We start from the raw sequence: 26,379 nt of genomic DNA on the forward strand, positions 1-26,379 counted from the left end.
CTTAAGCCCAAAAGCTAGGAAATGGAGACTGACACAGTTTGTGTTACACTCCCATTTAAATATAAAAGGGAATCTACACGGTAGATTCCCTTTTATATTTATTCTTTTTTCTCAACTGGTTTGTTCTTGTTGATTTCATCTTGAAGTTGACGGCGTATTCTTTGTTCGCGTTCAAGAGAAGATTTTCTTAATTCTTCAAGTTCTTCTTCTGTCTCAGATAATTTTCTGTTTACTTCTCTGATTTCAGAAAAGCTTCTTTTAAAGCGATAGTATATTATTCCTAAAACAATAATTAGTATACCTATAATAGCCCATATAATCGTCAAGAAAGTTGATTTCTCTGAAGATATTCCTAAAACTTCAATATTCTTTGTAGTAGTTAATGAAGTTGAAAGAGAATCTCTAGTTATTTGTAACTGCGATGTTAAGCTTTCAACAGATTCTTTATGTTCTAAAGAAGCATCTTTATTATTAGCAATAGTTAGATGTAACTTAGTAAGAGAGTCATTTACATTTTTTTGTAATTGGTGCAATTTTTCTACCTCGACAATTTTAGACTTTTGCCAGTTTGTTGATTCGTTTAGTAAAGTATTAAATTGATTATCTATTGTATTTGTTCTTTCTTGTGCAAAGCTCGCCAAACTAATTGCAATTAAAGCAACAGTAAATGTGAATTTATTTCTCATCTATATTTTTTATTCTCGTATCTTCAGAGTGACACTTGTTAATATAATTTATTTAGCCCTTTCTTGTAAAATCTTCATTGTAGAAAATATCAAAACTAAAAAAGTGAATAGTACAATAACTTTTTACTCTTTGAATACTTTTAAAAATTATAGAAAGAATAAAGAACTATTATTTTATTTAAGACCTTTTTGGTTTTGTTTACATGTGCAATATATAAAATGTTTAGTATTATCTAAAATTGTTTTAAAATTCTAATAAAATTGAATGTAAATACTTCTAATGTTAGATATCAATATGCTTATTTGTATAAAAGTTGTGTTATATTGAATAAAATTGAAGATATTTAAAATATTTAAATTTTATTGTAGTAGCAATTTTTGAATTTTAGAGGGAATAAAAGTTAAAAAGTGCCATATAATTATGTAGTACAAAAATAAAAGTTAATCTTCTTTCTTTTTAAAGAAGCTTTAGAATCATTGTATTTGTTCCTATTTAGACTTTTAAATGGTTTTAATTTTAGCAATGCTATAGAGCTATTTAGTACCATTTTTTAGAACTTTGATGAATATTTATTTTTGTAATATTTATAAGAAAGGTTTAGTATTATTACTAATAATAAAAAAGTCGCTGTTAAAAACAGCGACTTTAAGTGTCCTAAATAGGATAGAATTATTTTTTATCTGTAACAATAGTTCCGAAAGGTAATGTCGGTTTTATGAATGTCCTATCTGTGTTACTTGCTTTTATGAATGTTAGGTTTCTTAGTGAGATCTCATGTAGTAATTTTGGTTCAGATCCATCTACAGGTTCAGTCCATCTAGATTTGATAACTATTTGCCCTTTAGGTGCAACCCAATATTCTTCTAATTTATTTGGGTTGTTAGTATTTGATCCAGGTATGTCTCCTTCGTACTCACATACTTGATTTAGATTAATACCTGTACGACTATATTGTTTTATACTAAGTAGTCTTTTATCGTTTAGTTCTATAATACTTTCAGCCGTAGCTTCTGTTGGAAGATCATCTTCAGTGATATTCAAGATAAGAGCTTCTTTGTCTTTTAAGTTATATAATGAGTTGTTACAATTAAAATTGTTTAGACCATTACCATTGTTATTATCAAACTTAAAAGCTAAAGTTCTATTTGCATAAGTTGTAGATCCAAAAGTCATCTGATCATATTTAATACTAGTGTCTCCTTGATTAAAATGTATATTTAATAAAGAAAACGTGTACTGATAAATTAGGTTGACGCTATTATCAGTTGCTGTTGTATTATTATTAACCTGTACTGTTCTATCTATGATGACTGTTCCACCTGGAGATGCAGGTATACTCTGAATGACAGAAGGAGTAGCTGGAGGAGGAAGGTTACATATAGATGTGCCTTCTACTTTATCAGTATACTTTCTATAATCTAAGCTAGTATCTGTTCCACTAATCTCTACTCTAGCTCTGTTGATAGTTTCATCTCTCATGATGTTATCAGCATCAATAACAAGTATTAGTGCTTCATCATTCTGAAGTTTGTAGAAAATCTTATCAGCTCCTGGTGTAGTACATCTCTGTACAGCAGTTACGTTGTTAAAATCAATGTCTTTATAAACTAGATTACCATCATCACAAGAGGTAAGTAAAAACATAAAAGATATACCTGTAAGGGTAAAAAACTTTTTCATCAGTCGTGAATATATTATTGTATACAGCAAAAATAGTTTTTTTATTGCTATAAAATAGTTTGCATGGGTATATTATAATTTTTTATTATTATTTCTGGGTCATTTTTTACATTTTAGATGGTGTATTCAATGCTTATTAGGGATATAAAAGGAGTCAATAAAAAAAATGACTGTCTTTTTTATGCACAAATAGTATTTGTCTATATTTGAAAATGTTAATGTAATCGTAATAAACTCTTGTTATCACATGAATAATTCGACAGTAAAAACTAATTATCCTGCACTATATACTTTAGTTACGGTATTCTTCTTTTGGGGATTTTTTGGAGCAGGTAATAGTATTTTTATTCCATTTTGTAAAGCTTATTTCCACTTAGATCAATTTCAATCTCAATTAATTGATTTTGCTTTTTATACAGCATATTATTCAGGAGCTTTGATTTTGTTTATTTTAAGTACTATTAAGGGGAAGGATCTCGTAACAAGTTATGGTTATAAGAAATCAATTGTATTTGGTCTGCTGTTTTCAGCAATAGGGGCAGGATTAATGATTTGGGCAGTGAATGTAAATATTTATACTGCTTTGTTGATTGGGTTATTTGTAGTAGCTCTCGGTTTTTCGTTACAACAGATAGCGGCTAATCCTCTAGTGATTTCTGTAGGAGATCCTAAGACAGGGACGAGTAGAGTGAGCTTAGGGGGAGCGGTTAATTCACTGGGAGGAACTATAGGGCCATTGTTAATGGCGTTTGCTTTATTTGGAAGTACAGTCGCACTAACTGATGATCAAATACAACATCTGAGTCTGTCGAGTATGACAATGTTATATGCGGGAGTAGGAGCTCTTTTTGTAATTGCGGCAATGTTGTTTAGATTCTCAAAAAAAATACCTGATGGAGTGCGTATTGAGCCTATGGAACCAGCAAAGAAAGCAATAGGAACTTTAGTTACGATGACACTACTATTAATAATGATATATATTCCTGTATTTAATACCTATAGTCAATCAGCTAATGAACCAGTAGAATTATTGGTTAAAGAAAAGGAAGTTTTGAGCAATAAAGAAGTAGAGGCTTCTCAGTTAGTTGAAAAAGAGAAAGCAATCACTTTTTTAGATACTCAAATTGTTGAAATTAAAGAAGGGTTAGATAATAAACGAATTATGTTACTTTCGGCAGCTTTAGTGGTGATAGGAGGAAGTATTGGCTTTGCTTATCGAAGCAGTAGGAGAAATCAACAAGGTTGGGGAGCGATGCAATATCCACAGTTGCTTTTAGGGATGTTTGGTATTTTTGCATATGTTGGGGTAGAAGTAAGTATCGGAAGTAATTTAGGAGAGTTACTTAAGCTAGAAGAGTTTGGTAATCTCCAATCTTCTCAGATAACTCCTTATATATCGATGTATTGGGGAAGTTTGATGATTGGGAGATGGGCTGGTGCTGTGAGTGTATTTAATTTGTCTAAAGGGAAGCAATTATTAGCAATGATTGTTGTTCCATTTTTAGCTTATTTTGCTGTTCTTGGGGCTAATTATTTGGCAGGTAATGATGTAACACCTTTGTATTACTATTCTGTTTGTGTGGTTTTACAAATTGTATTAACGTATTGGGCAAAGAATAAATCAGCGAGAACATTAATGCTGTTTAGTCTTTTTGGATTATTAGCAATGTTAGTCGGGTTGTTCAGTACTGGTATGATTGCTATTTATGCTTTTTTAGCTGGAGGTTTGGCTTGTAGTGTATTATGGCCAGCTATCTTTAATATTGCTATTATTGGCTTAGGTAAATATACTGCTCAAGGGTCTTCTCTGTTAATCATGATGATATTAGGTGGGGGTATTATTCCTCCGATTCAAGGAAAAGTTGCAGATATACTAGGTATTCACCAATCATACATAGTTAGTTTATTGTGTTTTGCATATTTGTTAGCTTTTGGTATAGTGGCAAAAAAGGTGCTTTCTAAGCAAAATATACAGATAGATGATATTAATTAGATTGACTTTAGTAAGAGTTGTAATTACTAATACTTTTCACATATAGCGTGAAAAGATGTTAATTCTATTGTAGTAATAATATCAGTTTTTACTACATTTGCGATTACGTGACAATAAAAGACAAGACAAAACAACTCTTTTTTAGAAAGAGCATAACAATAACTTACCAACAAAAAGAAAATGAAACACGTTTATCTTGATAATGCTGCGACTACATCCGTACGTCCAGAAGTAATCGAAGAGATGGTTAATGTACTTAGAAATGATTATGGTAATCCATCTTCAACATATGCTATCGGTAGACACGCTAAAGCTTTAGTGGAGAATGCTAGAAAAGTAATTGCAAAGCAATTTAATGCAACTTCTTCTGAGATTATCTTTACATCTTGTGGAACTGAAGGTAATAACTGGATTTTGCGTTCTGCAATTCGTGATTTAGGAGTTAAAAGAATTATCACTTCTAAATTAGAGCACCACGCTGTATTAAATACTGTAAAACAATTAAGTGCTGAGTTCGGTACAGAATTAGTTTTCTTAGATATCCAACCTTCTAGTGAAATTGATTATAATCAATTAGAAGAATTATTAAAAGATGAATCTAAACTTACATTAGTAAGTTTAATGCATGTTAATAATGAAGTAGGGACAGAATTAGATTTAAAAAGAGTAGCTACGTTATGCGAAGCTCATCATGCATTATTTCACTGTGATACTGTGCAGTCTATAGGTAAAACTAAAATTGATTTGGCAGAGACACCGATAGACTTTATTGTAGCTAGTGCTCATAAATTTCACGGACCAAAGGGGATTGGATTTGCTTTTATCCGTAAGAAAAATGTGCTAAAACCTGTGATGTTTGGTGGAGAACAAGAGAAAGGGTTAAGAGCAGGTACTGAAGGAGTACATCAAGTAGTAGGTATGGCTAAAGCTTTGGAAATGGCTTATGATTTATTAGAAGAAGAAAGAGCTCATATCACTAGTATCAAAGAATATTGTAAAGAAAGATTAGTAGAGGTATTTCCAGAAGTATGTTTTAATGGAAATAATGTAGGGTTTTACAATATCTTAAATGTATTATTACCTCTATCTGAGGAGAAAGCAGCTATGATGTTGTTCCAGTTAGACATGAAAGGAATTGCAGTGTCTAGAGGAAGTGCATGTCAATCAGGAAGTCAAAAGCCTTCTCATGTATTATCACAGTTCTTATGTGCAGAAGATTTGAAGAAACCAAGTTTAAGACTTTCATTTGGGCATGAAAACACGAAAGAAGATATTGATGTTTTAATCGAAGTATTAAAAACAATCTAATCAGATTGTTGATCAAATAGAATTTAAATCCACTCTCAGAGAGTGGATTTTTTGTTTTAAAAACTCACAGGCAGTAATCTTAACTAAAAAAAGAGAAAAGTTCACCAAAAATAAGATTGCTTTACATTAACATTAGCGCTAAATTTGCAGAAACAACACAACATTTATGAGTTCAAATAATAGATACGCACTACGCGGAGTTTCTGCTGAGAAAGAAGACGTTCATAATGCAATTAAGAACATTGATAAAGGATTATTTCCAAAGGCATTTTGTAAGATTATCCCAGATCATTTAACTGGGGATGAGGATTACTGTTTAATTATGCATGCTGATGGAGCGGGTACGAAGTCTTCTTTAGCTTATATGTATTGGAAAGAAACTGGAGATATTTCTGTATGGAAAGGAATTGCTCAAGATGCATTAATCATGAATATTGATGATTTATTGTGCGTAGGAGCGACAGATAATATTATGCTTTCTAGCACTATAGGGCGTAATAAAAATCTAGTTCCGGGAGAAGTTATTTCTGCTATTATCAATGGAACAGAGGAATTAATTAATGAATTGAAATCTTTTGGAGTAACAATTCACTCTACAGGAGGAGAGACTGCAGATGTAGGAGATTTAGTTCGTACGATTATTGTAGATTCTACTGTGACTGCACGTATGAAGAGAAGTGATGTTATTGATAATGCTAATATTCAAGCAGGTGATGTTATCGTAGGTTTAGAATCATTTGGACAAGCTACCTATGAAAAAGGGTATAATGGAGGTATGGGAAGTAATGGATTAACATCAGCTAGACATGATGTTTTTGATCATTCTTTAGCAGCAAAATATCCAGAGAGTTATGATTCATCTGTGCCTGAAGAATTAGTCTATTCAGGAAAAGTACATCTTACTGATGTAGTAGAGGGATCTCCTATAGACGCTGGTAAATTAGTATTGTCACCTACTCGTACTTATGCACCTATTATTAAGTCAATATTAAATAAATATAAATCAGATGATATTCATGGGATGATTCACTGTAGTGGAGGAGCACAGACAAAGATTCTTCACTTCGTGGATAAATTACATATCATCAAAGATAATATGTTTCCTGTTCCACCATTATTTAAGCTAATTCAAGAGCAATCTAACACAGATTGGAGAGAGATGTATCAAGTGTTTAACTCAGGTCATCGTATGGAATTATACGTAAGACCAGAAGTGGCAGCTGATATTATTGCTATCTCAGAATCTTTTAATGTAAAAGCTCAGATAGTTGGTAGAGTGGAAGCTTCAGAAGAGAAGAAACTAACAATCACTTCTGAATACGGAACATTTAAATACTAAAAAAAACATACAATATAAAATGGCAAGATTGCTTTCTATCGATTTCGGTAAAAAACGTACAGGTATAGCTGTAAGTGATGAACTTCAAATTATAGCCTCTGGATTAACTACAGTTGATACAGAGCAACTATTGCCATTTCTAAAAGATTATTTTTCTAAAGAGAAAGTGGAGAAGGTGATTATTGGAGAACCAAAACGCCTAAATAATGAACCTTCTGAAGTAGTACCTTTGTTGAATAGTTTTATTGAAAAGTTTAAGACGTCTTTTCCTGGTATGCCAGTTGAGAGAATAGACGAGAGATTTACTTCTAAGATGGCTTTTCAAACAATGATAGATAGTGGTCTTAAAAAGAAACAAAGACAGAATAAAGCGTTGATCGATGAGATAGCAGCGACTATAATTCTACAAGACTACATGAGAAGATAAATGTTTTTTAATTTTATGATTATTTAAGATTAGTTGTAGATAATTTCTCTTAAATAAAGATTAGTTTTGCATATAAATAAATCCGATATAATGTCAAGTATACAAAAATCAGAGGCTGATGTTGTTTTGGTAGGGGCAGGTATTATGAGTGCTACTCTTGGGGTCCTACTGAAAGAGCTGAAACCAAACTTAAAAATTGAGGTTATTGAGCGTCTCGACAGTGCGGCTGCCGAAAGTTCTGATGCAATGAATAATGCCGGAACTGGACACTCTGCGTTTTGTGAATTAAATTATACGCCTGAAAAAGCAGACGGTACAATAGATGCTTCTAAGGCAATCAATATTGTAGAGCAATTCGAAGTTTCTCGTCAATTTTGGTCTTATTTGGTAAATAAGGGGGTCCTTAAAAATCCAAGTAATTTTATCCATACTGTACCTCATATGAGCTTTGTGTGGGGAGAAGATAACGTAAACTATTTAAGAAAACGTTATAATGAACTTCAAAAATATCCATTATTCCAAGGAATGGAATTCTCTGATAATAAAGAGAAAATAAAAGAATGGGCTCCATTAATTATAGAGAACAGAAAAGAAAATGAAGTATGTGCTGCTACACATATGAATCTTGGAACAGATGTTAACTTTGGTGATCTTACTCGTCAGTTATTTGACCATCTAAAGAGTGAAGATGGAGTTAATATGACTTTTAATTGTGAGGTTAAAGATATCACAAAGACTGGTTCTGAATGGACTGTATCTGCAACAGATAGTAAAGGACAAAAAAAGGTAATCAAATCTAAATTTGTATTTGTTGGAGCAGGAGGTGGAGCGATTCTACTATTGCAAAAAGCAGATATTGCAGAAAGCAAAGGTTATGGAGGATTCCCTGTAGGAGGAGAATGGTTAGTATGTCGTAATCCTGAAGTTGTGAAAAAACACAAGGCTAAGGTATATGGTAAAGCATCTGTAGGAGCGCCACCGATGTCTGTACCTCACTTAGATACTAGGTTTATTGATGGAAAGCATTCATTACTTTTTGGACCTTACGCTGGTTTCTCTACTAAATTCTTAAAAAGAGGATCATATTGGGACTTAATTAAATCACTTGAATTTAATAATATTGGTCCAATGTTAGGAGCAGGTCTTCGCAATATGGATTTGACCAAATATTTGATAGAACAAGTATTACAGTCTTCAAAATCTCGTTATGCAGCATTAAGAGAATATTATCCAGATGCTAAAGAGGAAGATTGGAAATTAGAAAAAGCAGGACAACGTGTACAAGTTATCAAAAAAGATAAAGATGGAAAGGGAATCTTGCAGTTTGGTACTGAAGTAGTAAGTGCTGCTGATGGATCAATAGCAGCTTTATTAGGAGCTTCGCCAGGAGCATCTACCGCAACTCCAATTATGTTAAAGCTTTTATCACAATGTTTTAAAGAAGAGTTTAAGTCTGCTGAATGGCAAGCTAAATTTAAGGAAATGATTCCTACTTTTGGATTAAAGCTAAATGAACATCCTGAACTAGTAGCAAGTACTAGGGATAATACAAGTAAGACTTTGAAAATATATCCATATAATTAATAAAAAAGCACTCTATATAGAGTGCTTTTTTATTAATTATATGTTAGTATTATTTGTTTAGAGAAATAATATTTTAGTTATAAAGGCAAAGAATGTATATAACTATTATATTTACATACTTTGTCCTTTTAGTTATATAATTATTATTATCTGAATAAATGTTTAATATGCAGATGCTTAAAAATGACTTCTAAATCTCTTTATCTAATTCTTCCTTTCTGGGTATTAGTATTTGCTATATATGGTTGTGATAATTCAAAAAGGAATGATATTATAAATCATTCTATAAAGGAGTTTCTAAAAAACTATAATACTGATGCGGTAAATGACTTAATGCTAAAACAAGCTGATTCTATAGGAAAACTTGTTTTGTTATTGCCTAATTCCCGTGGTAATAGAGAGATAATAAAGGATTATATAAACAAAACTAAAGCTCATAAAAAGTATTGTGATCGGTTATATGACTATGCAGTTGAAGATCGTGATAGTATAGATATAGCAAATGCTTATTTATTGACAGGTCAGTATTATTTGAGTAATCTTGTATTTGATAGTGCTTACTATTATTATAATCAAGCTGAAAAACTATATCTCATAAAAAAGGATTCCTTAAATATTAGTTACACTTATTATATAAAGGCCTATGTACTTAATAAAAATGGTGTCTATTCAGAGGCAGAAAAACAAATTCTAAAATCTATTCGCTATAATACCAAAGAAATATCTATTCGAAGACGTCATCAACAGTATTTTACAATTGGAGATGTTTTTAGTGGATTAGGTATGTATGAGGATGCTTTACACTATTATAACCAAGCGTTCGAATTACTTTCAGATAAAACAATATTATCAGAGGAATCAGAAGCGTATATTAATCTTAGCAAAACTTATTTAGTTGATAATGTAGCAAAGGTGTATATAAAACAAGAAAAGTACCTCAAGGCTAAAGAACTACTATTAGAAGGTATAGCTAAGTATATAAATTTTAATGATGTAACTAGTGAAAGATACTACGCATATTTAGCTATTAGTTTAGCTTCTACTAAATTAAAAACAAATGATTACAAAGGGATACATGCTTTATTAAACGAGATAATAGAAATAGGAAAAAGGAATAAGAACCGAATAATTATCCATAAAGCTGAATTAGTTTTGGCAGAATATTATTTTGTAACAGGGCAAGTAAATTTAGGCTTCCCTTTAGTTGAAAGAATATTAGAAGAAGTTCGTAGTGTGGGAGATTTTGAAAATCAATTGAAGGCATTAGAATTATTAATATCCTATGATTCTGATAGATCAGACCAGTTTTTTATTGAATATATTGAAATAAGTAAGAGATTTAAAGGAGAAGGAAATTTAATTCAAAATAGCTTTATAAGAATAAAACAAGAGGCAGACTCTTTGAATGAATTGAATAAAACATTACTAGAGCGAAATAGATTATTAAGTACAATTACTATTAGCTTATTTGTGATTGTTACTATTATTTTATTAGCTTATATATATCATTTAAAGATAAAAAAAATAGGGTTAATCAAGATGTTTCAACAAGATACAGAACAGTATTATAATTCAATTATAAACGTTCAGAAGTATTTGGCTGTAGCAAAAGATAGAGAACGTAAAATAATTGCGAAAGAATTAAACGATGGGGTAGTTAATAGGTTATTTGCAACTCGATTTACATTAATGCAATTAAAGAAAGAAGAAATTGATAATCATAAGGATGTTTTGGTAAATGAAGTTGTTGAAGTAGAGGATTATATAAGGAATATATCTCATAGTCTTGTTAATGAAGAAGGAGGGAAGGTACAGGGATTTCAACAGTTATTACAAGAACTTGTCTTAGTACAGAAAAGACAGTCAAATATTGATTTTAGTATACTAATAGATTCGAAACTTGATCTAGAATCTCTAGATCACCGAAAAAGAATAAATATTTATCGTTCGATACAAGAGGTTTTGTTAAATGTAGCTTTACATTCTAATGCGAGTAAGTGTGTCGTTGATATTAAGCTTAAAACTCCTGTAAGTTTTGAAATAGCGATTACGGATAATGGGACTGGTTTTGATACTAGGTCTATAAAAGGTGGATATGGACTACCGAATGTTAAGGAACGAATAGAGATTATAGAGGGGAAATTATTTGTGATTAGTAAGAAAGGTAGTGGAACGAAAATTCTCTTCATAATTTATTTCTAGAAATACAGAGAAATTAAATAAAGTATGTGTATTTCGTTGTAAATAGTATTATGTATTCGGTAATTAATAGTTAATTATATACTTTTTACTTTTACTAGATTACATATTAATAGTTCTCTATCTTTGTATGCTTTTTTTAATAAGTTATAGTGTCTTGTATTTAAAATGTTTAAACTAAGAGTCTTATATTTTGCAGTCTTGTGTATTTCTATGTCGATGATTCATTGTACACAGACTGAAACCAATAAAGAAGACTTAAAGTTAGAAGAAATAAACGCATTTATAAAGAGTTATAACAGATTTAATCCTACTGATAAAGATAAGGCTGCTGCAGACTCTTTAGGTAATGTTATATTAAACCTAAGGAATACTGAGCAGAGCAGAAATGCTTTGCGAAAATATATATTACTAACTAATGCAGATAAGCAGTATATAGAAGAACTCTTTAAAAGGTCTAGAAAAGCAGATGACAAGAAAAATGAAGCGCAAGCTTATTTCTTACGTGGTAAACGTTATGCTCAAAGTTTTCAAATAGATAGTACTTATTATAATTACACTAAAGCTGAGTTTTTGTTTAAGTCTATTCAGGATTCTGTAAACTTGCAAGAAGTGTATTCTCATAAAGCTATTATTCTTTTAAATAATAAAATCTTTACTGAAGGACAATCACAGATTCTTAAAGCGATGAATGTTAATAAAGAGCATAAAGATGCTCGTATTAAATATTCAGAATCTATTATAATGGCTAATGCTTTAGTAGGTTTAGAACAATTGCCAGAAGCTTTAAAGCAATTAGAATTATCTTTAAAACTTTTAGATAACCCTGAAATTGTAAAGTTTTTTTTACCTGATGCAATTAGGTTGAACAAAATTACGATTTACTATAATATAGCAGAGGTTTATATTAAGCAAGGCGAGTATAAAAAAGCCCAAAATTTAATACATAATGTTATTGATAAATATATCAATGAAAGTACTATATATGATGAGATGATGTTGGCACATTTGTTATATAACTTAACTCAAGCCGATATTAAGAGTAAACACTATGATGATGTAGAAAAGAATCTTGTTAGAGCAATCGATATACAATTGAAAAACAAGAATCTTCAGGATTATAATTCGTATAAAATTCTTTTAGCAGAGTATTTCTATCTAATTAAAAAAGAAGAACAAGGAAATCAACTTGTAAACGAGGTATTAGAATATGCTCATCAAAATAATAATCTAGGATTAGAAAAAGAAACTCTTACTGTATTATTAAAATACAAAAAAGAGCAATATAATACCAATTTTGTGAGATACGAGGAGTTGAATAAACTTATACTCGATGAGAATAATGTGATCAAGAATACTTTTGCAAGACTTAGTTTTGAAGCGGATTCTCTAGAAAGAGCAAATGAGCAATTACAAAATCAGAAGAATATTATTACGATGGTTTCTAGTGCTTTACTTGTACTTGCTATAACTATTTTCTTTGTTATTTTGTTTAGGCAAAAAGCAAAAGAAGTTTCTTTAGTCAAGTTGTTTCAGAAAGACACAGAGAAGTACTATGACTCTATTATCAATGTACAAAATGAATTAGCCGAAGCCCGTAATATAGAGCGTAAAGAAATAGCAAAAGAACTACATGACGGTGTTTTAAATAAGCTATTTGTCACTCGTTTTTTATTAATGCAGGTAAGTAAAGAGTCTGTAGAGACACATAAAGATTCCCTTATTAATGAAGTAAAAGAGGTAGAACAATATATAAGAGATGTTTCTCATGTATTAGGACATGAAGAGGATTTTAAAAATAAAGAGTTCAATGAACTAATTAGGGATCTAGTAGGGATTCAGAATAGAAATCAAGTAACTAAGTTTATATTATTTATGTCTAATGATATTTGCTTTAGTAGGTTAAGTATTAAGTTTAAAGTTCATATTTATAGAATTATACAAGAGTGTTTACAGAATGTACAGAAACATGCTAAGGCAACAGAATGTCAAGTATCTATACTGTTAAGAGAAGAAACGAGATTTGAGGTAATTATTAAAGATAATGGAGTAGGTTTTGATACAGATATAGTAAAGAGAGGGCTTGGATTTACTAATATAAAAGCAAGAACCCAATTGATGAATAGTAAGATTAATATTTCAAGTACAGAAGGTAAAGGAACTAGTATTTCTTTTACTATTGATTTAAACGAGTCAGTAGAGTGCTAGAATCTAGGTATTAGATAAATGAGGGAGGTCGCTATTAAGCGACCTCTCTCATTTATTATTCTTCACTAGTGAAGTTTATTCTTTTAGAAAAGTACATTAGTATGGCGATGATGGTGAATAATCCAATACTACCGACAATAAGTGCAGCTTCTTTTAATTGTAATAGGAAGAATAGAAATGCATATAACACAAATAATAATCCAAATATAGTTGCTGCAATACGCTTGTTTTTGCTCAATCCAAAGATAAATGATGTAATCAAAATTATAGTCGCTGATGCTGAAATAATATAAGCATAACTAAAGCCTATATATTCTGCAAAGGATAGGAGTAAGACGAAATTGATACATAAAGCTAACCCCACTAATGTGTAGTGTAAGATATTGATGCTTAGGTTTTTTATATTCTCCATAAAAAAGAAGGTAGCGAAGGTTAAGCCTATAAATAGTAAAGCATATTTAGTAGCTCGGTTTACTTTGCTATAAAAGTCATTCATTTGTAGAAATTTCATTCCAAAACTATAATCTGTCAACTGGGTAATTGTATTTAGATCAGAGCTGATTGGTATAGATTGAAAAATTGTCCATTTTGAATGCTCGTTTACGCTTTGTTTTTCATCGTTATCAGGTAGATAGTTTCCAATATATTTGATATCCTTATAGTCAGAAGTGACATTGACATTAGTCTGTTTAGCAGTTGCTAGAAAGTTAATCTCTGTAGAACCCTTTAACTGAATAGGAAAATTAATATTACTCAAATCTATATCCTCTTTATTGATATCGTAACTTAAGAAAGCAATACTAGAATTGATCCTTAGAGATCTATCCTGCTCAAAGTATTGTTGAGGGTTTTTATTGATAAGAATCTCTTGAGTGAAACCTTTACTATCTGATACAGAGAAGACAATCTTCGCATTTGTAAATGCTTCCTTATCTGCTAGATTTAACGTAGAGGCTAATTCATCTAGCGTAGGGAAGCTAGCTTTTACATTTAAGTTAGTGTTATAAAGTGCTACTTCATATAAGCTTCTTTTTTTAATTTGTGTTTTTATATCACCTGTAAAATCTTGTTTGATAGGAGTTTGTAAATAACTGTTTAATTGTTTCATTACTTTTCCATCCTCAGTAAGATGATTAGTATAGTATTCTACAAGGACAAAAGGACCGTATATGGTTTGTTTTTGTCCCCATTTAGAGGTTACTTCAGTCGTTACTTCACTCTGAAAGCTTTCACGTTCGGAGATTAGACTACTGATAAAAGGTAGTGTGATAAGTAACATAAGAGATAATACACTGATTATAACTCCTTTGATCATTGGTTTGTAATTTTCTTTTTTCATTTTATTAGAATTAAAAGTACTTTGTTTTTCAAAGTTGATGGGTAAAAAAATTATTTAAGCTTTTTAATTAAATTTTCTAAATAGGCTAGGTGTTGTTTAAAGGCAAGCTTACCTTCTTCAGTCACTGTATAAGTAGTATTTGTTTTTCTTCCAACAAATCCTTTTGTAACCGTTATATAATTACTTTCTTCTAGGTTCTTTAAATGAGAGGCAAGGTTTCCATCTGTTAGGTCTAGATATTCTTTTAGATCTTTAAACGATAGGGAGTCATTGACCATTAATCCACTCATAATACCTACGCGGATACGATTGTCAAAGACTTTGTTTAATTTTTCTAAATCGAATTTCATATTTGTGTTATAATTTATTTATCGTACTTATTCCATAAAATAATCCCGTAAAGCAAATGTACTAAACCGAACCCTATTGCCCATAGTAAAAGTGTGTAATCTAAGAAATAGAACGCTAGTAAACCTAGGACTATCTCTAGTGCAGCGATTGATTTTACTTCTTTGACAGTGTCTTCTTGGACGCTAAATAGTGCTAACCCATAGAATAATAGTGTAGTAGGTAAAGCAAATTGTAGCAAATGATACTTATGTAATATTAAGCAAAGAATTCCGGCTATTATTAGCGGAATAGAGAAGCGTACTAATAAGCGCTTAGTGACTTGATTTAAAAACGATTTCCCTTGTTTGCGTGTTTTGCGTATTGTAAAGAAAAATCCACCTACCACAGCAATGACAAAGGTAGCGATAGCTAGCACTAATAGCATTTCTGCAGTATAAGCAGTTTGGTACGGATCTTCTAGTGTTAGATTTTCATAAGAGTACGTAGAGCTTGTCTGCCAATAGTATAAAACACTTGCAGCAATAAGCCCACATAAACCTACCCATATACCGCTCCAACCACTAAGGCTTAAAAACTTAGTAGAGCGCTCCATTATCGACTTGATTTGATTTAAATCTTCAATAGCTTTATTTGTCATAGTAAAAGTACTTTGAAATACAAAGTTAATAAAATAATGATATGTGCAACAAAAAAGTGAATATTTATTTTAATGGTTATAAATCTATACTAATACGCTCCATTATAATCTTAAACGAGTACTTATAGCTAGTTCAAAAATTATTTAAATACTATGTAAATTTGCTTGTTTTGATAAGTAGATTAGGTGTAATAAATAGCTTTAACTCAAAAAATCAAAGCAATGAAGATAAATCTAATTTTGAAAAAATAGGCAGTGTTCGCATAGTTATCGCATAGTGATGGCATACTGCTCGCATATTTTTGATGGTTTTTTATGCGACCGCTATGCGATAAAATTGTAATCCATATACTATTACTGTACTAATGTTTCTAAAAGCAGTGATATTGATGCTTTTTAGAAGTTGTTCTGTATCTAGGTAGGCGTTTGAGCTGTATTTTATGTCAGTTTACGTTTAAATGAAAGAATCATAAAGCGTAAATTTGTTACTTGCAGTCAATTAAATAATGAATTATGACACAGATTACTTCCTATACTTTCTCCACAGCTAAAGCTTTGACAGCAGAGCAGAGCATAGACTATAATCATCAAGTAGATCAGTTTAATGTTTGGCCTGCTTATGTATTAGCAGATACAGTGAATCTAACATATTGGGATAGTATATATGAGTTGTTCGCTGATTATCAGTTTTATCTTTTAGAAGGAAATGTAGTTGTTGGTAATGGAAATTGTATTCCACTTCATCTTACTGCAGAGGAGTTAGCTGACTTACCTGAAGGAGGATGGGATTGGGCTTTGGAAAAGGCTGTTAAAGATCATGAGAAAGGATTAATCCCAAATACACTTTGTGCATTGCAGATTGGGCTCAATAAGAACTATCAAGGTAAAGGCATTAGTCATCAGTTAATTCAGTATATGAAAAGCATTGCTTTGTCTACAGAAATGAATGCTTTTATACTGCCTATTAGACCTAACTTAAAGACGAATTTTCCTTTGATTTCAATGGATGATTATATCCAATGGAAGAATAATGATGGTTTGCCTTATGATGCATGGATACGTACACATATAAAAGGAGGTGCTCATGTCGTAAAGATTTGTCAGCGTTCTATGGTTGTTGAAGGAAGTATCGCCGAGTGGGAGCAATGGGCTAATATGAAGTTCAGAAGCTCTGGTCAATACATCTTACCTGTATTGCTTAATCCTATTCAGATAGATTTAGAAATGGATAAAGGTGAATATATAGAAGCTAATGTATGGATGAGATATGAATTAGGTTAACGCTATAGGATTGTATAACGGGGTATAGGGGAGAACTATGTGTTGTTGATTTAAGCATAAGTAACTCAAATCTTTTGAGGGGGGTAGTGAAATTAGCGAATATTTATTATATTGGCATTCTACAAAAACTAAAAAATTATGCAACAAAATACACCCTATACGCCTACTAACAAGGTGCGTATAGTTACTGCGGCGGCTTTATTTGATGGCCATGATGCGGCGATTAATATTATGCGTCGTATCATTCAATCGACGGGATGTGAGGTTATTCACTTAGGACATGATAAGAGCGTTGAAGAGGTAGTGAATACAGCTATCCAAGAAGATGCTAATGCGATTGCAATGACTTCATATCAAGGAGGTCATAACGAGTATTTTAAATATATGTACGACCTGCTACAAGAAAAAGGAGCAGGACATATCCGAATCGTTGGAGGAGGAGGAGGAGTAATTCTTCCTAGTGAGATAAAGGAGTTAATGGATTATGGTATCACACGCTTATATTCTCCAGATGATGGACGAGCGATGGGATTACAAGGGATGATTAACGATATGGTAGGGAAGGCTGACTATCCTACAATGGACTTGCAATTACCAGAGGGAAAAGATGTATATCAATCTTTGGCAGATAAAGATGTTACTACGATTGCTCGTTTAATTTCGTTAGCTGAAAATAGAGAAGAAGATTTCCTTAAAGTATTCCAATACGACGAAAAGAAACATAAGAATACACCTATATTAGGTATTACAGGAACGGGAGGAGCAGGTAAGTCATCTATGGTAGATGAGTTAGTTCGCCGTTTCTTGATTGACTTCCCTGAAAAAACAGTAGCACTAGTCTCTGTTGACCCTTCTAAGCGTAAGACAGGAGGAGCTTTATTAGGAGATCGTATTCGTATGAACTCGATTAATAATCCTCGTGTGTTTATGCGTTCTCTGGCTACTCGTCAGTCTAACTTAGCGTTATCTCGTTATGTTGAAGAAACACTTCAAGTACTTCAGGTTGCCAATTATGATTTAATTATTCTTGAAACATCGGGAATTGGTCAGTCAGACACGGAGATTTTAGACCACTCAGATGCTTCTTTATACATTATGACTCCAGAGTTCGGAGCGGCTACTCAGTTAGAAAAGATTGATATGCTTGACTTCGCTGATATCGTTGCAATCAATAAATTTGATAAGCGTGGAGCATTAGATGCAATTAGAGATGTAAAGAAACAATACCAACGCAACCATAACTTATGGGATGTAAACCCAGACGAAATGCCTGTATTTGGTACGATTGCTTCTCAGTTTAACGATCCTGGTACCAATGCTTTGTATAAAGCGATTATGGATAAAGTGGTAGAGAAGACAGGAGCAGACTTAACGTCTAGTTTCGAAATCACTAAGGAGATGAGTGAGAAAGTATTCGTGATACCTCCTAACCGTACACGTTACTTATCTGAGATAGCGGAGAACAACCGTAAATATGATGAGACGGTATTAACTCAAAAAGAGGTAGCTCAGAAGCTATACGGTATTTTCAAAACAATAGAAACAGTAGCTGGTAAATTGCCAGAAATAGATAAGTCAGGAATCGTAGAAGAAACAATAGCTTCTAAAGATGCTGATACACAATTGTTCATCAACCTTCTATTAAAGGAGTTTGACAAGGTGAAGATGAACTTAGACCCTTATAATTGGGAAGTGATTCTAACATGGGATCAGAAGGTGAACAAGTATAAAAACCCAGTGTACTCATTCAAAGTACGTGATAAAGAAATCAAGATTGCGACGCATTCAGAGAGTTTATCACATTTACAGATTCCTAAGATTGCGCTGCCTAAGTATGAAGCTTGGGGAGATATCTTGCGTTGGTCATTACAAGAGAATGTACCAGGAGAATTTCCGTTTACTTCAGGACTTTATCCGTTTAAGCGTGAAGGAGAAGATCCTACACGTATGTTTGCAGGAGAAGGAGGACCAGAGCGTACCAATAGACGTTTTCACTATGTGTCATTAGGTATGCCAGCTAAGCGTCTATCTACTGCATTTGACTCTGTGACTTTATATGGTAATGATCCAGGACATCGCCCTGATATTTATGGTAAGATTGGTAATGCAGGGGTTTCTATCTGTTGTTTAGATGATGCGAAGAAGTTGTATTCAGGGTTTAACCTTGCACATGCTTTGACATCAGTATCGATGACTATTAACGGGCCAGCGCCTATGTTATTAGGATTCTTTATGAATGCTGCTATTGATCAACAGTGTGAAATCTATATCAAAGACAATGACTTAGTAGCGGAAGTTGAAGCAAAGATTGAAGCTATTTATAAAGCAAAAGGTGTAGAGAGACCTCGTTATAATGGTGAATTACCAGAAGGAAATGATGGTTTAGGACTGATGCTTTTAGGAGTAACAGGAGATCAAGTATTGCCAAAAGAGGTGTATGCTGAGATTAAAAAGAATACGTTATCACAAGTTCGTGGTACGGTACAAGCGGATATCTTAAAAGAAGATCAAGCTCAGAATACTTGTATCTTCTCTACGGAGTTTGCACTTCGTTTAATGGGAGATGTACAAGAGTACTTCATTGAGAAGAATGTGCGTAACTTCTACTCTGTGTCTATCTCAGGATACCACATTGCGGAAGCAGGGGCAAACCCTATTACCCAGTTGGCATTTACATTAGCGAACGGATTTACTTATGTAGAATATTATTTAAGTAGAGGAATGGATATTAATGACTTCGGGCCAAACTTATCGTTCTTCTTCTCGAATGGTATTGATCCTGAGTATGCAGTAATTGGTCGTGTAGCGCGTCGTATTTGGGCAAAAGCACTGAAAAATAAGTATGGTGCTAATGAACGTGCACAGATGCTTAAATATCATATTCAGACTTCAGGGCGTTCATTACACGCACAAGAGATTGACTTTAATGATATTCGTACTACACTTCAAGCATTGTATGCTATCTATGACAACTGTAATTCACTTCACACTAACGCGTATGACGAGGCTATTACGACTCCTACGGAAGAATCTGTACGTAGAGCTATGGCAATACAGTTAATCATAAATAAAGAGCTAGGATTGGCTAAAAATGAGAATCCAATACAAGGGTCATTTATTATTGAAGAATTAACGGATTTAGTAGAGGCTGCTGTATTAGCAGAATTTGATAGAATTACAGAAAGAGGAGGAGTGTTAGGAGCAATGGAGACCATGTACCAACGTTCTAAGATTCAAGAAGAGTCATTGTACTATGAAACATTAAAACACAATGGTACGTTCCCTATTATTGGAGTAAATACTTTCTTGAGTTCTAAAGGATCTCCAACAGTAGTTCCTGCTGAAGTTATCCGTGCAACAGAGGAGGAGAAACTGTTCCAAATCAAAACAAAAGAGAATTTGAATAAGGCTAATGAAGCTTTAGTAAAAGAAGAATTAGAGCGTATTCAAGAAGTAGCTATTCAAAATGGCAATATATTCGAAGCGCTAATGGATGCTTCTAAAGTCTGTTCGTTAGGTCAGATTACTTCAGCATTATTTGAAGTAGGAGGACAGTACAGACGTAATATGTAAGATTAATTTCTCGCTTATTTATATAAAGCCTGTGGACTGAATGTTCACAGGCTTTTTTTTGGTTTTCGGTGACTAGTATAGACGCAGTACTTTGCGTGTCACACAAGTTAAGAACAAATCTAAAAGCTGTATTATGTGACACGGAAGATATTCCGTCTCTACCTTATGTAAATTGTATTTTGACCTAGTGCTAATGGAGTGATACGACATATATTATGTGACACGGAAGATATTCCGTCTCTACCTTATGTAGATTGTATTTTGACCTAGTGTTAATGGAGTGATACGACATATATTATGTGATACGGAAGATATTCCGTCTCTACTTTATGTAGATTGTAGATATATGATGTGGGTATATGTTGCAAACTATGCAGAATCTAGAATGCACAAAAAAACGCCCTGCTAAAGATCTAGCAGGGCGTTTTTAAATATATACTATAAACGATTAGTATTATCTCAATTGAGCTTGTAAAACATTTTCTAATTGGTATTTTACTTTACCCATGATTTTGTCTACTTGACTATCAGTAAGTGTTTTTGTAACATCTTCCATGATAATAGAGATAGCGTATGATTTCTTACCATCTTCGATTTTCTCTCCTTGGTAAACGTCAAATAGAGTTACGTCTTTGATGACTGCTTTATCTACTTGTTTTACTAGGTTATAGATCTCTTCGAAAGTTACTGCTTCGTTGATTAATAATGCATAATCACGTTTAACTGAAGGGAATTTATTGATTTCAGCAATTTTGATTTTAGCAGAAACTACTTTTAATACATTATCCCAGTTAAATTCAGCGTAACAAACTTCTTGTTTGATATCAAAGTGTTTGGTTACTGATTTCTTCAGAATACCGAACTCTACGATTAATTCTTTTCCTATATAGTAAGCAATACCTTCTGAGAATAAATCTGATTCTACAGGTTGGGTACTTATCTTAGCTAAGCCTAAACGAGTGATAATACCATTGATATACCCTTTGAAGTCAAAGAAGCTAATTGGTTTTTGCTCAGAGTTCCAGCTTGCTTTCGTGATATTACCTGTAGCAAATACAGAAAAACGTTTGTACTCTTCGAAGTTGTTAAGCATCTTGTGGTATGTTTTACCAAACTCGAAGAATTTTAAATCACCACGTTTTCTATTTACGTTGTAAGAGATAGACTCTAATCCTCCGAATAATAATGACTGTCTCATTACTGATAAGTCATGACTTAGTGGGTTAAGGATATCTACTTGGTAATTAGATTTAATATTTTCGCTTAATTCTGTGTAGTCAGGAGTTGTTAATGAGTTATTCATAATCTCATTAAACCCTTGTGCTACCAACTGCTGAGCTACAATATTTGTTACTCTATGATCTTCTGTTCTAGAACTATTAGCGATAGTTGCATTTAATTTAGAAGAGAAAGTAATGTTGTTAAAACCATATACTCTCAAGATTTCTTCTATAACGTCAATCTCTCTAGTTACATCAGCACGATAAGCAGGAACAGTAATACCTATACCTACATCAGACATACTGTGAACTTTAATATCTAATGATACTAAGATTTTCTTGATTGTTTCTTTAGAAATTTCTTCTCCTAATAATCTATTGATATTATTGAAGTTTAAGAATACAGAATGTTCTTCTACTTTCTTAGGGTATAAGTCGATAATATCAGAAGTGATTTCTCCACCAGCTACTTGTTGGATTAATAAAGCGGCATGTTTAAGAGCATATTCAGTAATAGCAGGGTCAACACCTCTCTCAAAACGGAAAGATGAGTCTGTATTAAGGCCATGTCTTTTTGCTGCTTTTCTTACCGTAACTGGATTAAAATAAGCACTTTCTAAGAAAATATTTGATGTGCTTTCAGAAACAGCAGATTTGCTACCTCCGAATACACCTGCCATACACATTGGTCCATTCTCATCACAGATCATTAAGTCATCTTCGTGAAGAGTTCTTTCTACTCCGTCTAGAGTTACGAACTTAGTACCTGCAGCAACAGTTTTTACGATTACTTTACCACCTTTTATTTTAGCGGCATCAAAAGCATGTAATGGTTGTCCTAAATCGTGTAAAACGTAATTGGTAACGTCTACAATATTGTTTTTAGGAGTAATACCGATTGCTTTTAATCTATTTTGTAACCAGTCTGGAGAAGGTTTTACTTCTATACCAGAGATTGTTACACCACAGTAACGAGGTGCTTTTTTATAGTCTTCAACACTAACATCAATCTTAAGTGTTCTTCTTTCAACTTTAAATTTGCTAACAGAAGGAGTGATTAATTCTTTGTGTTGAGTTTCTTCTTTAGAATTTTGTAGTAGACCAGCTCTTAAGTCACGTGCTACTCCCCAGTGGCTCATAGCATCAGAGCGGTTAGGAGTAAGACCGATTTCAAAAACTTCGTCTGTAGCGATATTAAATAAAGTAGCAGCTGGTGTTCCAGGCTCCCATTTATCTTCTAAAACTAAAATACCGCTTCCATCTGTACCTAAACCAAGTTCTACTTCAGAGCAAATCATACCAAAGCTTTCTTCTCCACGAATCTTGCCTTTTTTGATTTGGAATGCATTTCCTTCTGCATCGAACAATTCTGTACCAATAGTAGCAACCGGTACTTTTTGCCCTGCAGCAACGTTCGGCGCACCACATACGATTTGTACTGGCTCACCTGTTCCTAAATCAACTTTTGTTACGTTTAATTTGTCTGCATTTGGATGTTTTGTACAAGATAATACGTGTCCAACAACAACTCCTCTTAGACCACCTTTAAGACTCTCATATGTAGTGATTCCTTCTACCTCAAGACCTAAGTCTGTTAAGATTTCTGAAGTTTCTTCTGGTGTTATGTCTAATTTAATGAATTGTTTTAACCAATTGTATGAAATATGCATTCGAGAATATTTTTTTATAAGTACGCAAATATACGCATTGCCAAAGTTTAAGTAAAATTATTTGTGATGAAAAAATCACAAATTAGCGTTAAGTGAAGAAATTATAGAAATTTCTGTTTAATATCCTCACTTGGTATCATACAGCTTTCTTTTTTTCCATACCATTTGTATCTATTTTTAGCGATATATTCGTATAGAGCATCTGTGATACCTGTTGGTAAGAATGAGAATATGCCGATCAGGGAGTACTTGCCTCCTAGAGCAGAAGCAATCTCAAAGGCAGCTTTTGATTTGATAAAATAGGCTACACCTGGTTCATATAGAACGATGCTGTCTATCTTAGTGCGGTCGATACCGATATAGTTTAGAATCTCTTTCCCTTTTTCTGAATCTAAGGCTACGAATCTAAACTGATCTTGGTGATCTGCTTTAATAACCTTATTGACGGTGCTGTCGCATAAATTGCAAACACCGTCAAATAAGATAATTTTTTTATTGCGAGGTATATCTAACATTATTTTTTGCGTTCTACCATTTCTAGTTGATCAAGGCTTACTTTAGATGTAAAGATACCATAATTAACTGTTGCTTTATTTTTTTCGATTACATCGATTGTTCCCACTGAACGACCATCTATCATACGAACGCGATCTCCCACTTTAAGAGGGAAGTTGGTTTTCTTCTGTGCATCTTGTAGTTGCTTTTTCGCCTTTTCTTCTTTCTTCTCTTTGCGAATCACTTCTACTTTTTGCTCCACTTCTTTAATTAGCTCTTTTTGTTGAGCTTCTTTTTCTTTCTTCTCTTTTATGGTAACCTTCTTGCGTTTAGAATTTTCAATCTCTACTACTTTTAGAACTTCTCCAAAAAGAGTTTTCTTACTTTTATTATTAAAGTATTTTTCAGACAAATCATCTAAGCGTTGACCTAGAGCTACTAAACGTTGATTAGAATCAAATAATTCCTGGTAACGCTCTAGTTTCTCTTGAATTTTAGCATTGATGGTCTCCATTTTCTTACTCTCATCTCTTGCCTTAGTCTCTTCCTCTTTTAAGTTCTGAGAAGTACGTTCTAGTTTATGTCTTTCTTTCTGTAGATTAGCGATAGTCTTGTCAAATCTAACTTTATCTCCTTCTACTTTTTTCTTGGCTCTATTAATTAAGCTAAACGGAATACCATTTTTCTGTGCAACTTCGAAGGTAAACGAGCTACCTGCTTGTCCAACGTTTAGTTTATACATTGGTTCTAATGATTTCTCATCAAATAGCATATTGGCATTCGTAGCATTCGGTAATTCATCTGCTAGTATTTTTAGATTGGTATAGTGAGTGGTAATAATACCATATGCCTCTCTATCATAGAACTCCTCTAAGAATACTTCTGCTAGTGCACCTCCTAGTTCTGGATCAGATCCTGTACCAAACTCATCAATTAAGAATAGCGTATTATCGTTACATTTCTTTAAGAAATAATTCATATTCTTAAGTCTATAACTGTAAGTACTTAAGTGATTCTCTATAGACTGATTATCTCCAATATCTGTCAGTATTCTATCGAATAAGAATGTTTTACTTCTTTCGTGTACCGGAATAAGTAATCCAGACTGTAACATTAGCTGTAATAATCCTACTGTTTTTAGTGTGATACTCTTACCACCAGCATTTGGTCCAGAGATAACGATTATTCTACTGCTTTGTTCTAGATTAATTGTTTGAGGATAGGTAGGCTTATTCTTCGCTCTATTGTTTAACAATAAAATAGGGTGATAAGCCTCTCTAAAGTACATTTCTCTTTCTTTGCTAATCTCAGGAAGTAAACCGTTGATTTTATTAGCATACTTTGCTTTTCCAGCAGTAACGTCGATATAGGTTAAGAAGCTTTGATACTCTAAAAGTAGATCTCTAAAAGGGCGAATAGCATCTGTTAGGTTTTTTAGAATACGTACGATTTCTTCGCGTTCTTCATACTCTAGGTTGTTTAACTCTCTAGAGAATCTCAAAGTAGCTTCAGGTTCGATATAGACAATACTTCCCGTTTTAGACGTTCCTAATACACTTCCTTTTACTTTACGTCTATGCATAGCGATTACTGCTAGTACACGTCTGTTTTCTACCACCGTTTCTCTGATATCGTCTAGATACCCAGAACTGTTGTATTGTGTAAGTGCTGCGCCAAAACTTTGGTTTATTTTACCACGAACTATATTGATGTTTTTGCGGATATTCAATAAATCTAACGAAGCATTGTCTTTGATTTCACCATATTTATCCAAGACATTATCTATCTCTTTAAGAATAGATTTCTCTAAAGGCGTTTGTTCTGCCTCATGGTATAAATTAGGGTAGTACTCCTCGAATTTTTTTAAATAAGAGATTAGGGTAATTGTAGTGTCTGTTAGGGTTTGTATCTTTTTAAAGCTACTTACTTCTAAGAAACTATTTTCAATGCCTAAAAATTTTAATTCGTAGTCTATACTGTCAAAGTAGTGATTCGGGATAATGTTATTATTGGTAAATGAAGAAACGTATTCTGAAGTCTGCTTTAATGCTCTCATCGTTCCTGCTTCTGTTTTAAGCGGGCATATCTCCATAGCAGCTTCTTTACCAGCCTCTGTAGTACAAAGGGCTGATACTGTTTCTAATACCGTATTGAATTCTAAATCTTGTAATGTTTTTTTGTTTATTGATGTCATTTTATTAAAATGAGAATATGTACAAAAATAACATTATTTGAGTGAATTAAAGATTTTTAATTCATTACAGACACAATTTTATACGAATGGTGTAGTAATAGGCGCTAAAATAAATTATAATTCTGTAGGCTATTTTAGAGCAGTTAGAATTGTAATTTGATATAAACTGCTTTGCAATGAGTCCGTACTGTGTC

17 protein-coding genes are annotated in these 26,379 nt (G+C 32.7%); 9 read left to right on the plus strand and 8 right to left on the minus strand.

Going from position 1 to position 26,379, the window contains the following annotated elements; genetic code table 11:
- Window positions 1-98 precede the first annotated feature (98 nt).
- Both RT228_RS06065 and RT228_RS06070 read right to left on the minus strand, forming a co-directional pair.
- A complete protein-coding gene (locus tag RT228_RS06065) occupies window positions 99-686 on the minus strand; it encodes a hypothetical protein (protein WP_006259091.1) in 588 nt (195 codons plus the stop codon).
- Window positions 687-1,356: 670 nt separating this feature from the next.
- Window positions 1,357-2,367, minus strand: a complete 1,011-nt coding sequence (locus RT228_RS06070; protein ID WP_039329343.1) for a hypothetical protein — start codon at window positions 2,365-2,367, stop codon at window positions 1,357-1,359.
- A gap of 247 nt (window positions 2,368-2,614) precedes the next feature.
- On the opposite strand from RT228_RS06070, the gene RT228_RS06075 reads away from it, so the two are divergent.
- The 7 genes from RT228_RS06075 (at window position 2,615) to RT228_RS06105 (ending at window position 13,425) form a co-directional block, all read left to right on the plus strand.
- Window positions 2,615-4,360: an MFS transporter gene (locus RT228_RS06075; RefSeq protein WP_039329345.1), complete on the plus strand. Its 1,746-nt coding sequence runs from the start codon at window positions 2,615-2,617 to the stop codon at window positions 4,358-4,360.
- A 180-nt stretch (window positions 4,361-4,540) separates the two neighbouring features.
- Window positions 4,541-5,668, plus strand: a complete 1,128-nt coding sequence (locus RT228_RS06080) for a cysteine desulfurase family protein (RefSeq protein ID WP_286418381.1) — start codon at window positions 4,541-4,543, stop codon at window positions 5,666-5,668.
- A gap of 166 nt (window positions 5,669-5,834) precedes the next feature.
- Window positions 5,835-7,007, plus strand: coding sequence for an AIR synthase related protein (locus tag RT228_RS06085; RefSeq protein WP_006259084.1), 1,173 nt, complete (start codon window positions 5,835-5,837; stop codon window positions 7,005-7,007).
- A gap of 19 nt (window positions 7,008-7,026) precedes the next feature.
- Window positions 7,027-7,434, plus strand: coding sequence for a Holliday junction resolvase RuvX (gene ruvX, locus RT228_RS06090; RefSeq protein WP_131540814.1), 408 nt, complete (start codon window positions 7,027-7,029; stop codon window positions 7,432-7,434).
- Between the two features lie 87 nt (window positions 7,435-7,521).
- The gene (locus RT228_RS06095; protein ID WP_262711049.1) at window positions 7,522-9,018 is read left to right on the plus strand and encodes a malate:quinone oxidoreductase; all 1,497 of its coding nucleotides are present in this window, start codon (window positions 7,522-7,524) and stop codon (window positions 9,016-9,018) included.
- A gap of 183 nt (window positions 9,019-9,201) precedes the next feature.
- Complete coding sequence (locus tag RT228_RS06100) at window positions 9,202-11,220, plus strand: ATP-binding protein (RefSeq protein WP_286418379.1); 2,019 nt, start codon at window positions 9,202-9,204, stop codon at window positions 11,218-11,220.
- Between the two features lie 210 nt (window positions 11,221-11,430).
- Complete coding sequence (locus tag RT228_RS06105; RefSeq protein ID WP_313138515.1) at window positions 11,431-13,425, plus strand: ATP-binding protein; 1,995 nt, start codon at window positions 11,431-11,433, stop codon at window positions 13,423-13,425.
- A gap of 55 nt (window positions 13,426-13,480) precedes the next feature.
- Here the strand turns inward: RT228_RS06105 and creD are convergent, their stop codons facing one another.
- Genes creD through RT228_RS06120 form a run of 3 tightly spaced genes read right to left on the minus strand, consistent with a single transcriptional unit; the run spans window position 13,481 to window position 15,752 of the window.
- Entirely contained in the window at window positions 13,481-14,764 is a 1,284-nt protein-coding gene (creD, locus tag RT228_RS06110) for a cell envelope integrity protein CreD (protein ID WP_006259079.1), read from the minus strand.
- A gap of 50 nt (window positions 14,765-14,814) precedes the next feature.
- On the minus strand, window positions 14,815-15,114 hold the full coding sequence (locus RT228_RS06115) for a winged helix-turn-helix domain-containing protein (protein WP_006259078.1): 300 nt from the start codon (window positions 15,112-15,114) through the stop codon (window positions 14,815-14,817).
- Between the two features lie 14 nt (window positions 15,115-15,128).
- Window positions 15,129-15,752: a hypothetical protein gene (locus RT228_RS06120; protein WP_131540816.1), complete on the minus strand. Its 624-nt coding sequence runs from the start codon at window positions 15,750-15,752 to the stop codon at window positions 15,129-15,131.
- 513 nt (window positions 15,753-16,265) lie between these two features.
- Between RT228_RS06120 and RT228_RS06125 the strand changes: the two genes are divergently transcribed.
- Together RT228_RS06125 and RT228_RS06130 are read left to right on the plus strand one after the other, a co-directional pair.
- Window positions 16,266-17,033 (plus strand): hypothetical protein, encoded by a 768-nt coding sequence (locus RT228_RS06125; protein ID WP_016649521.1) that lies wholly within the window; start codon window positions 16,266-16,268, stop codon window positions 17,031-17,033.
- Window positions 17,034-17,171: 138 nt separating this feature from the next.
- Complete coding sequence (locus RT228_RS06130; RefSeq protein ID WP_006265172.1) at window positions 17,172-20,606, plus strand: methylmalonyl-CoA mutase family protein; 3,435 nt, start codon at window positions 17,172-17,174, stop codon at window positions 20,604-20,606.
- 454 nt (window positions 20,607-21,060) lie between these two features.
- On the opposite strand, the gene pheT is transcribed toward RT228_RS06130, so the two are convergent.
- The 3 genes from pheT to RT228_RS06145 all read right to left on the minus strand — a co-directional run bounded on the left by pheT (window position 21,061) and on the right by RT228_RS06145 (window position 26,185).
- The gene (gene pheT / locus RT228_RS06135) at window positions 21,061-23,496 is read right to left on the minus strand and encodes a phenylalanine--tRNA ligase subunit beta (RefSeq protein ID WP_006261047.1); all 2,436 of its coding nucleotides are present in this window, start codon (window positions 23,494-23,496) and stop codon (window positions 21,061-21,063) included.
- Window positions 23,497-23,597: 101 nt separating this feature from the next.
- On the minus strand, window positions 23,598-24,011 hold the full coding sequence (locus RT228_RS06140; protein WP_006259073.1) for a thiol-disulfide oxidoreductase DCC family protein: 414 nt from the start codon (window positions 24,009-24,011) through the stop codon (window positions 23,598-23,600).
- On the minus strand, window positions 24,011-26,185 hold the full coding sequence (locus RT228_RS06145) for an endonuclease MutS2 (RefSeq protein ID WP_006259072.1): 2,175 nt from the start codon (window positions 26,183-26,185) through the stop codon (window positions 24,011-24,013). Before RT228_RS06145 ends, RT228_RS06140 begins: the two co-directional genes overlap by 1 nt.
- Window positions 26,186-26,379: the final 194 nt, after the last annotated feature.

Source organism: Myroides sp., assembly GCF_032073645.1.
Classification (GTDB): Bacteria; Bacteroidota; Bacteroidia; order Flavobacteriales; family Flavobacteriaceae; genus Flavobacterium; species Flavobacterium odoratimimum.

What these genes read in the sequence shown, in the direction of transcription:
- RT228_RS06065 (WP_006259091.1), bottom strand. Translation starts at nt 686, where the DNA reads ATGAGAAATAAATTCACATTTACTGTTGCTTTAATTGCAATTAGTTTG.
- RT228_RS06070 (WP_039329343.1), bottom strand. Translation starts at nt 2,367, where the DNA reads ATGAAAAAGTTTTTTACCCTTACAGGTATATCTTTTATGTTTTTACTT.
- RT228_RS06075 (WP_039329345.1), top strand. Translation starts at nt 2,615, where the DNA reads ATGAATAATTCGACAGTAAAAACTAATTATCCTGCACTATATACTTTA.
- RT228_RS06080 (WP_286418381.1), top strand. Translation starts at nt 4,541, where the DNA reads ATGAAACACGTTTATCTTGATAATGCTGCGACTACATCCGTACGTCCA.
- RT228_RS06085 (WP_006259084.1), top strand. Translation starts at nt 5,835, where the DNA reads ATGAGTTCAAATAATAGATACGCACTACGCGGAGTTTCTGCTGAGAAA.
- ruvX (WP_131540814.1), top strand. Translation starts at nt 7,027, where the DNA reads ATGGCAAGATTGCTTTCTATCGATTTCGGTAAAAAACGTACAGGTATA.
- RT228_RS06100 (WP_286418379.1), top strand. Translation starts at nt 9,202, where the DNA reads ATGACTTCTAAATCTCTTTATCTAATTCTTCCTTTCTGGGTATTAGTA.
- RT228_RS06105 (WP_313138515.1), top strand. Translation starts at nt 11,431, where the DNA reads ATGTCGATGATTCATTGTACACAGACTGAAACCAATAAAGAAGACTTA.
- creD (WP_006259079.1), bottom strand. Translation starts at nt 14,764, where the DNA reads ATGAAAAAAGAAAATTACAAACCAATGATCAAAGGAGTTATAATCAGT.
- RT228_RS06115 (WP_006259078.1), bottom strand. Translation starts at nt 15,114, where the DNA reads ATGAAATTCGATTTAGAAAAATTAAACAAAGTCTTTGACAATCGTATC.
- RT228_RS06120 (WP_131540816.1), bottom strand. Translation starts at nt 15,752, where the DNA reads ATGACAAATAAAGCTATTGAAGATTTAAATCAAATCAAGTCGATAATG.
- RT228_RS06125 (WP_016649521.1), top strand. Translation starts at nt 16,266, where the DNA reads ATGACACAGATTACTTCCTATACTTTCTCCACAGCTAAAGCTTTGACA.
- RT228_RS06130 (WP_006265172.1), top strand. Translation starts at nt 17,172, where the DNA reads ATGCAACAAAATACACCCTATACGCCTACTAACAAGGTGCGTATAGTT.
- pheT (WP_006261047.1), bottom strand. Translation starts at nt 23,496, where the DNA reads ATGCATATTTCATACAATTGGTTAAAACAATTCATTAAATTAGACATA.
- RT228_RS06140 (WP_006259073.1), bottom strand. Translation starts at nt 24,011, where the DNA reads ATGTTAGATATACCTCGCAATAAAAAAATTATCTTATTTGACGGTGTT.
- RT228_RS06145 (WP_006259072.1), bottom strand. Translation starts at nt 26,185, where the DNA reads ATGACATCAATAAACAAAAAAACATTACAAGATTTAGAATTCAATACG.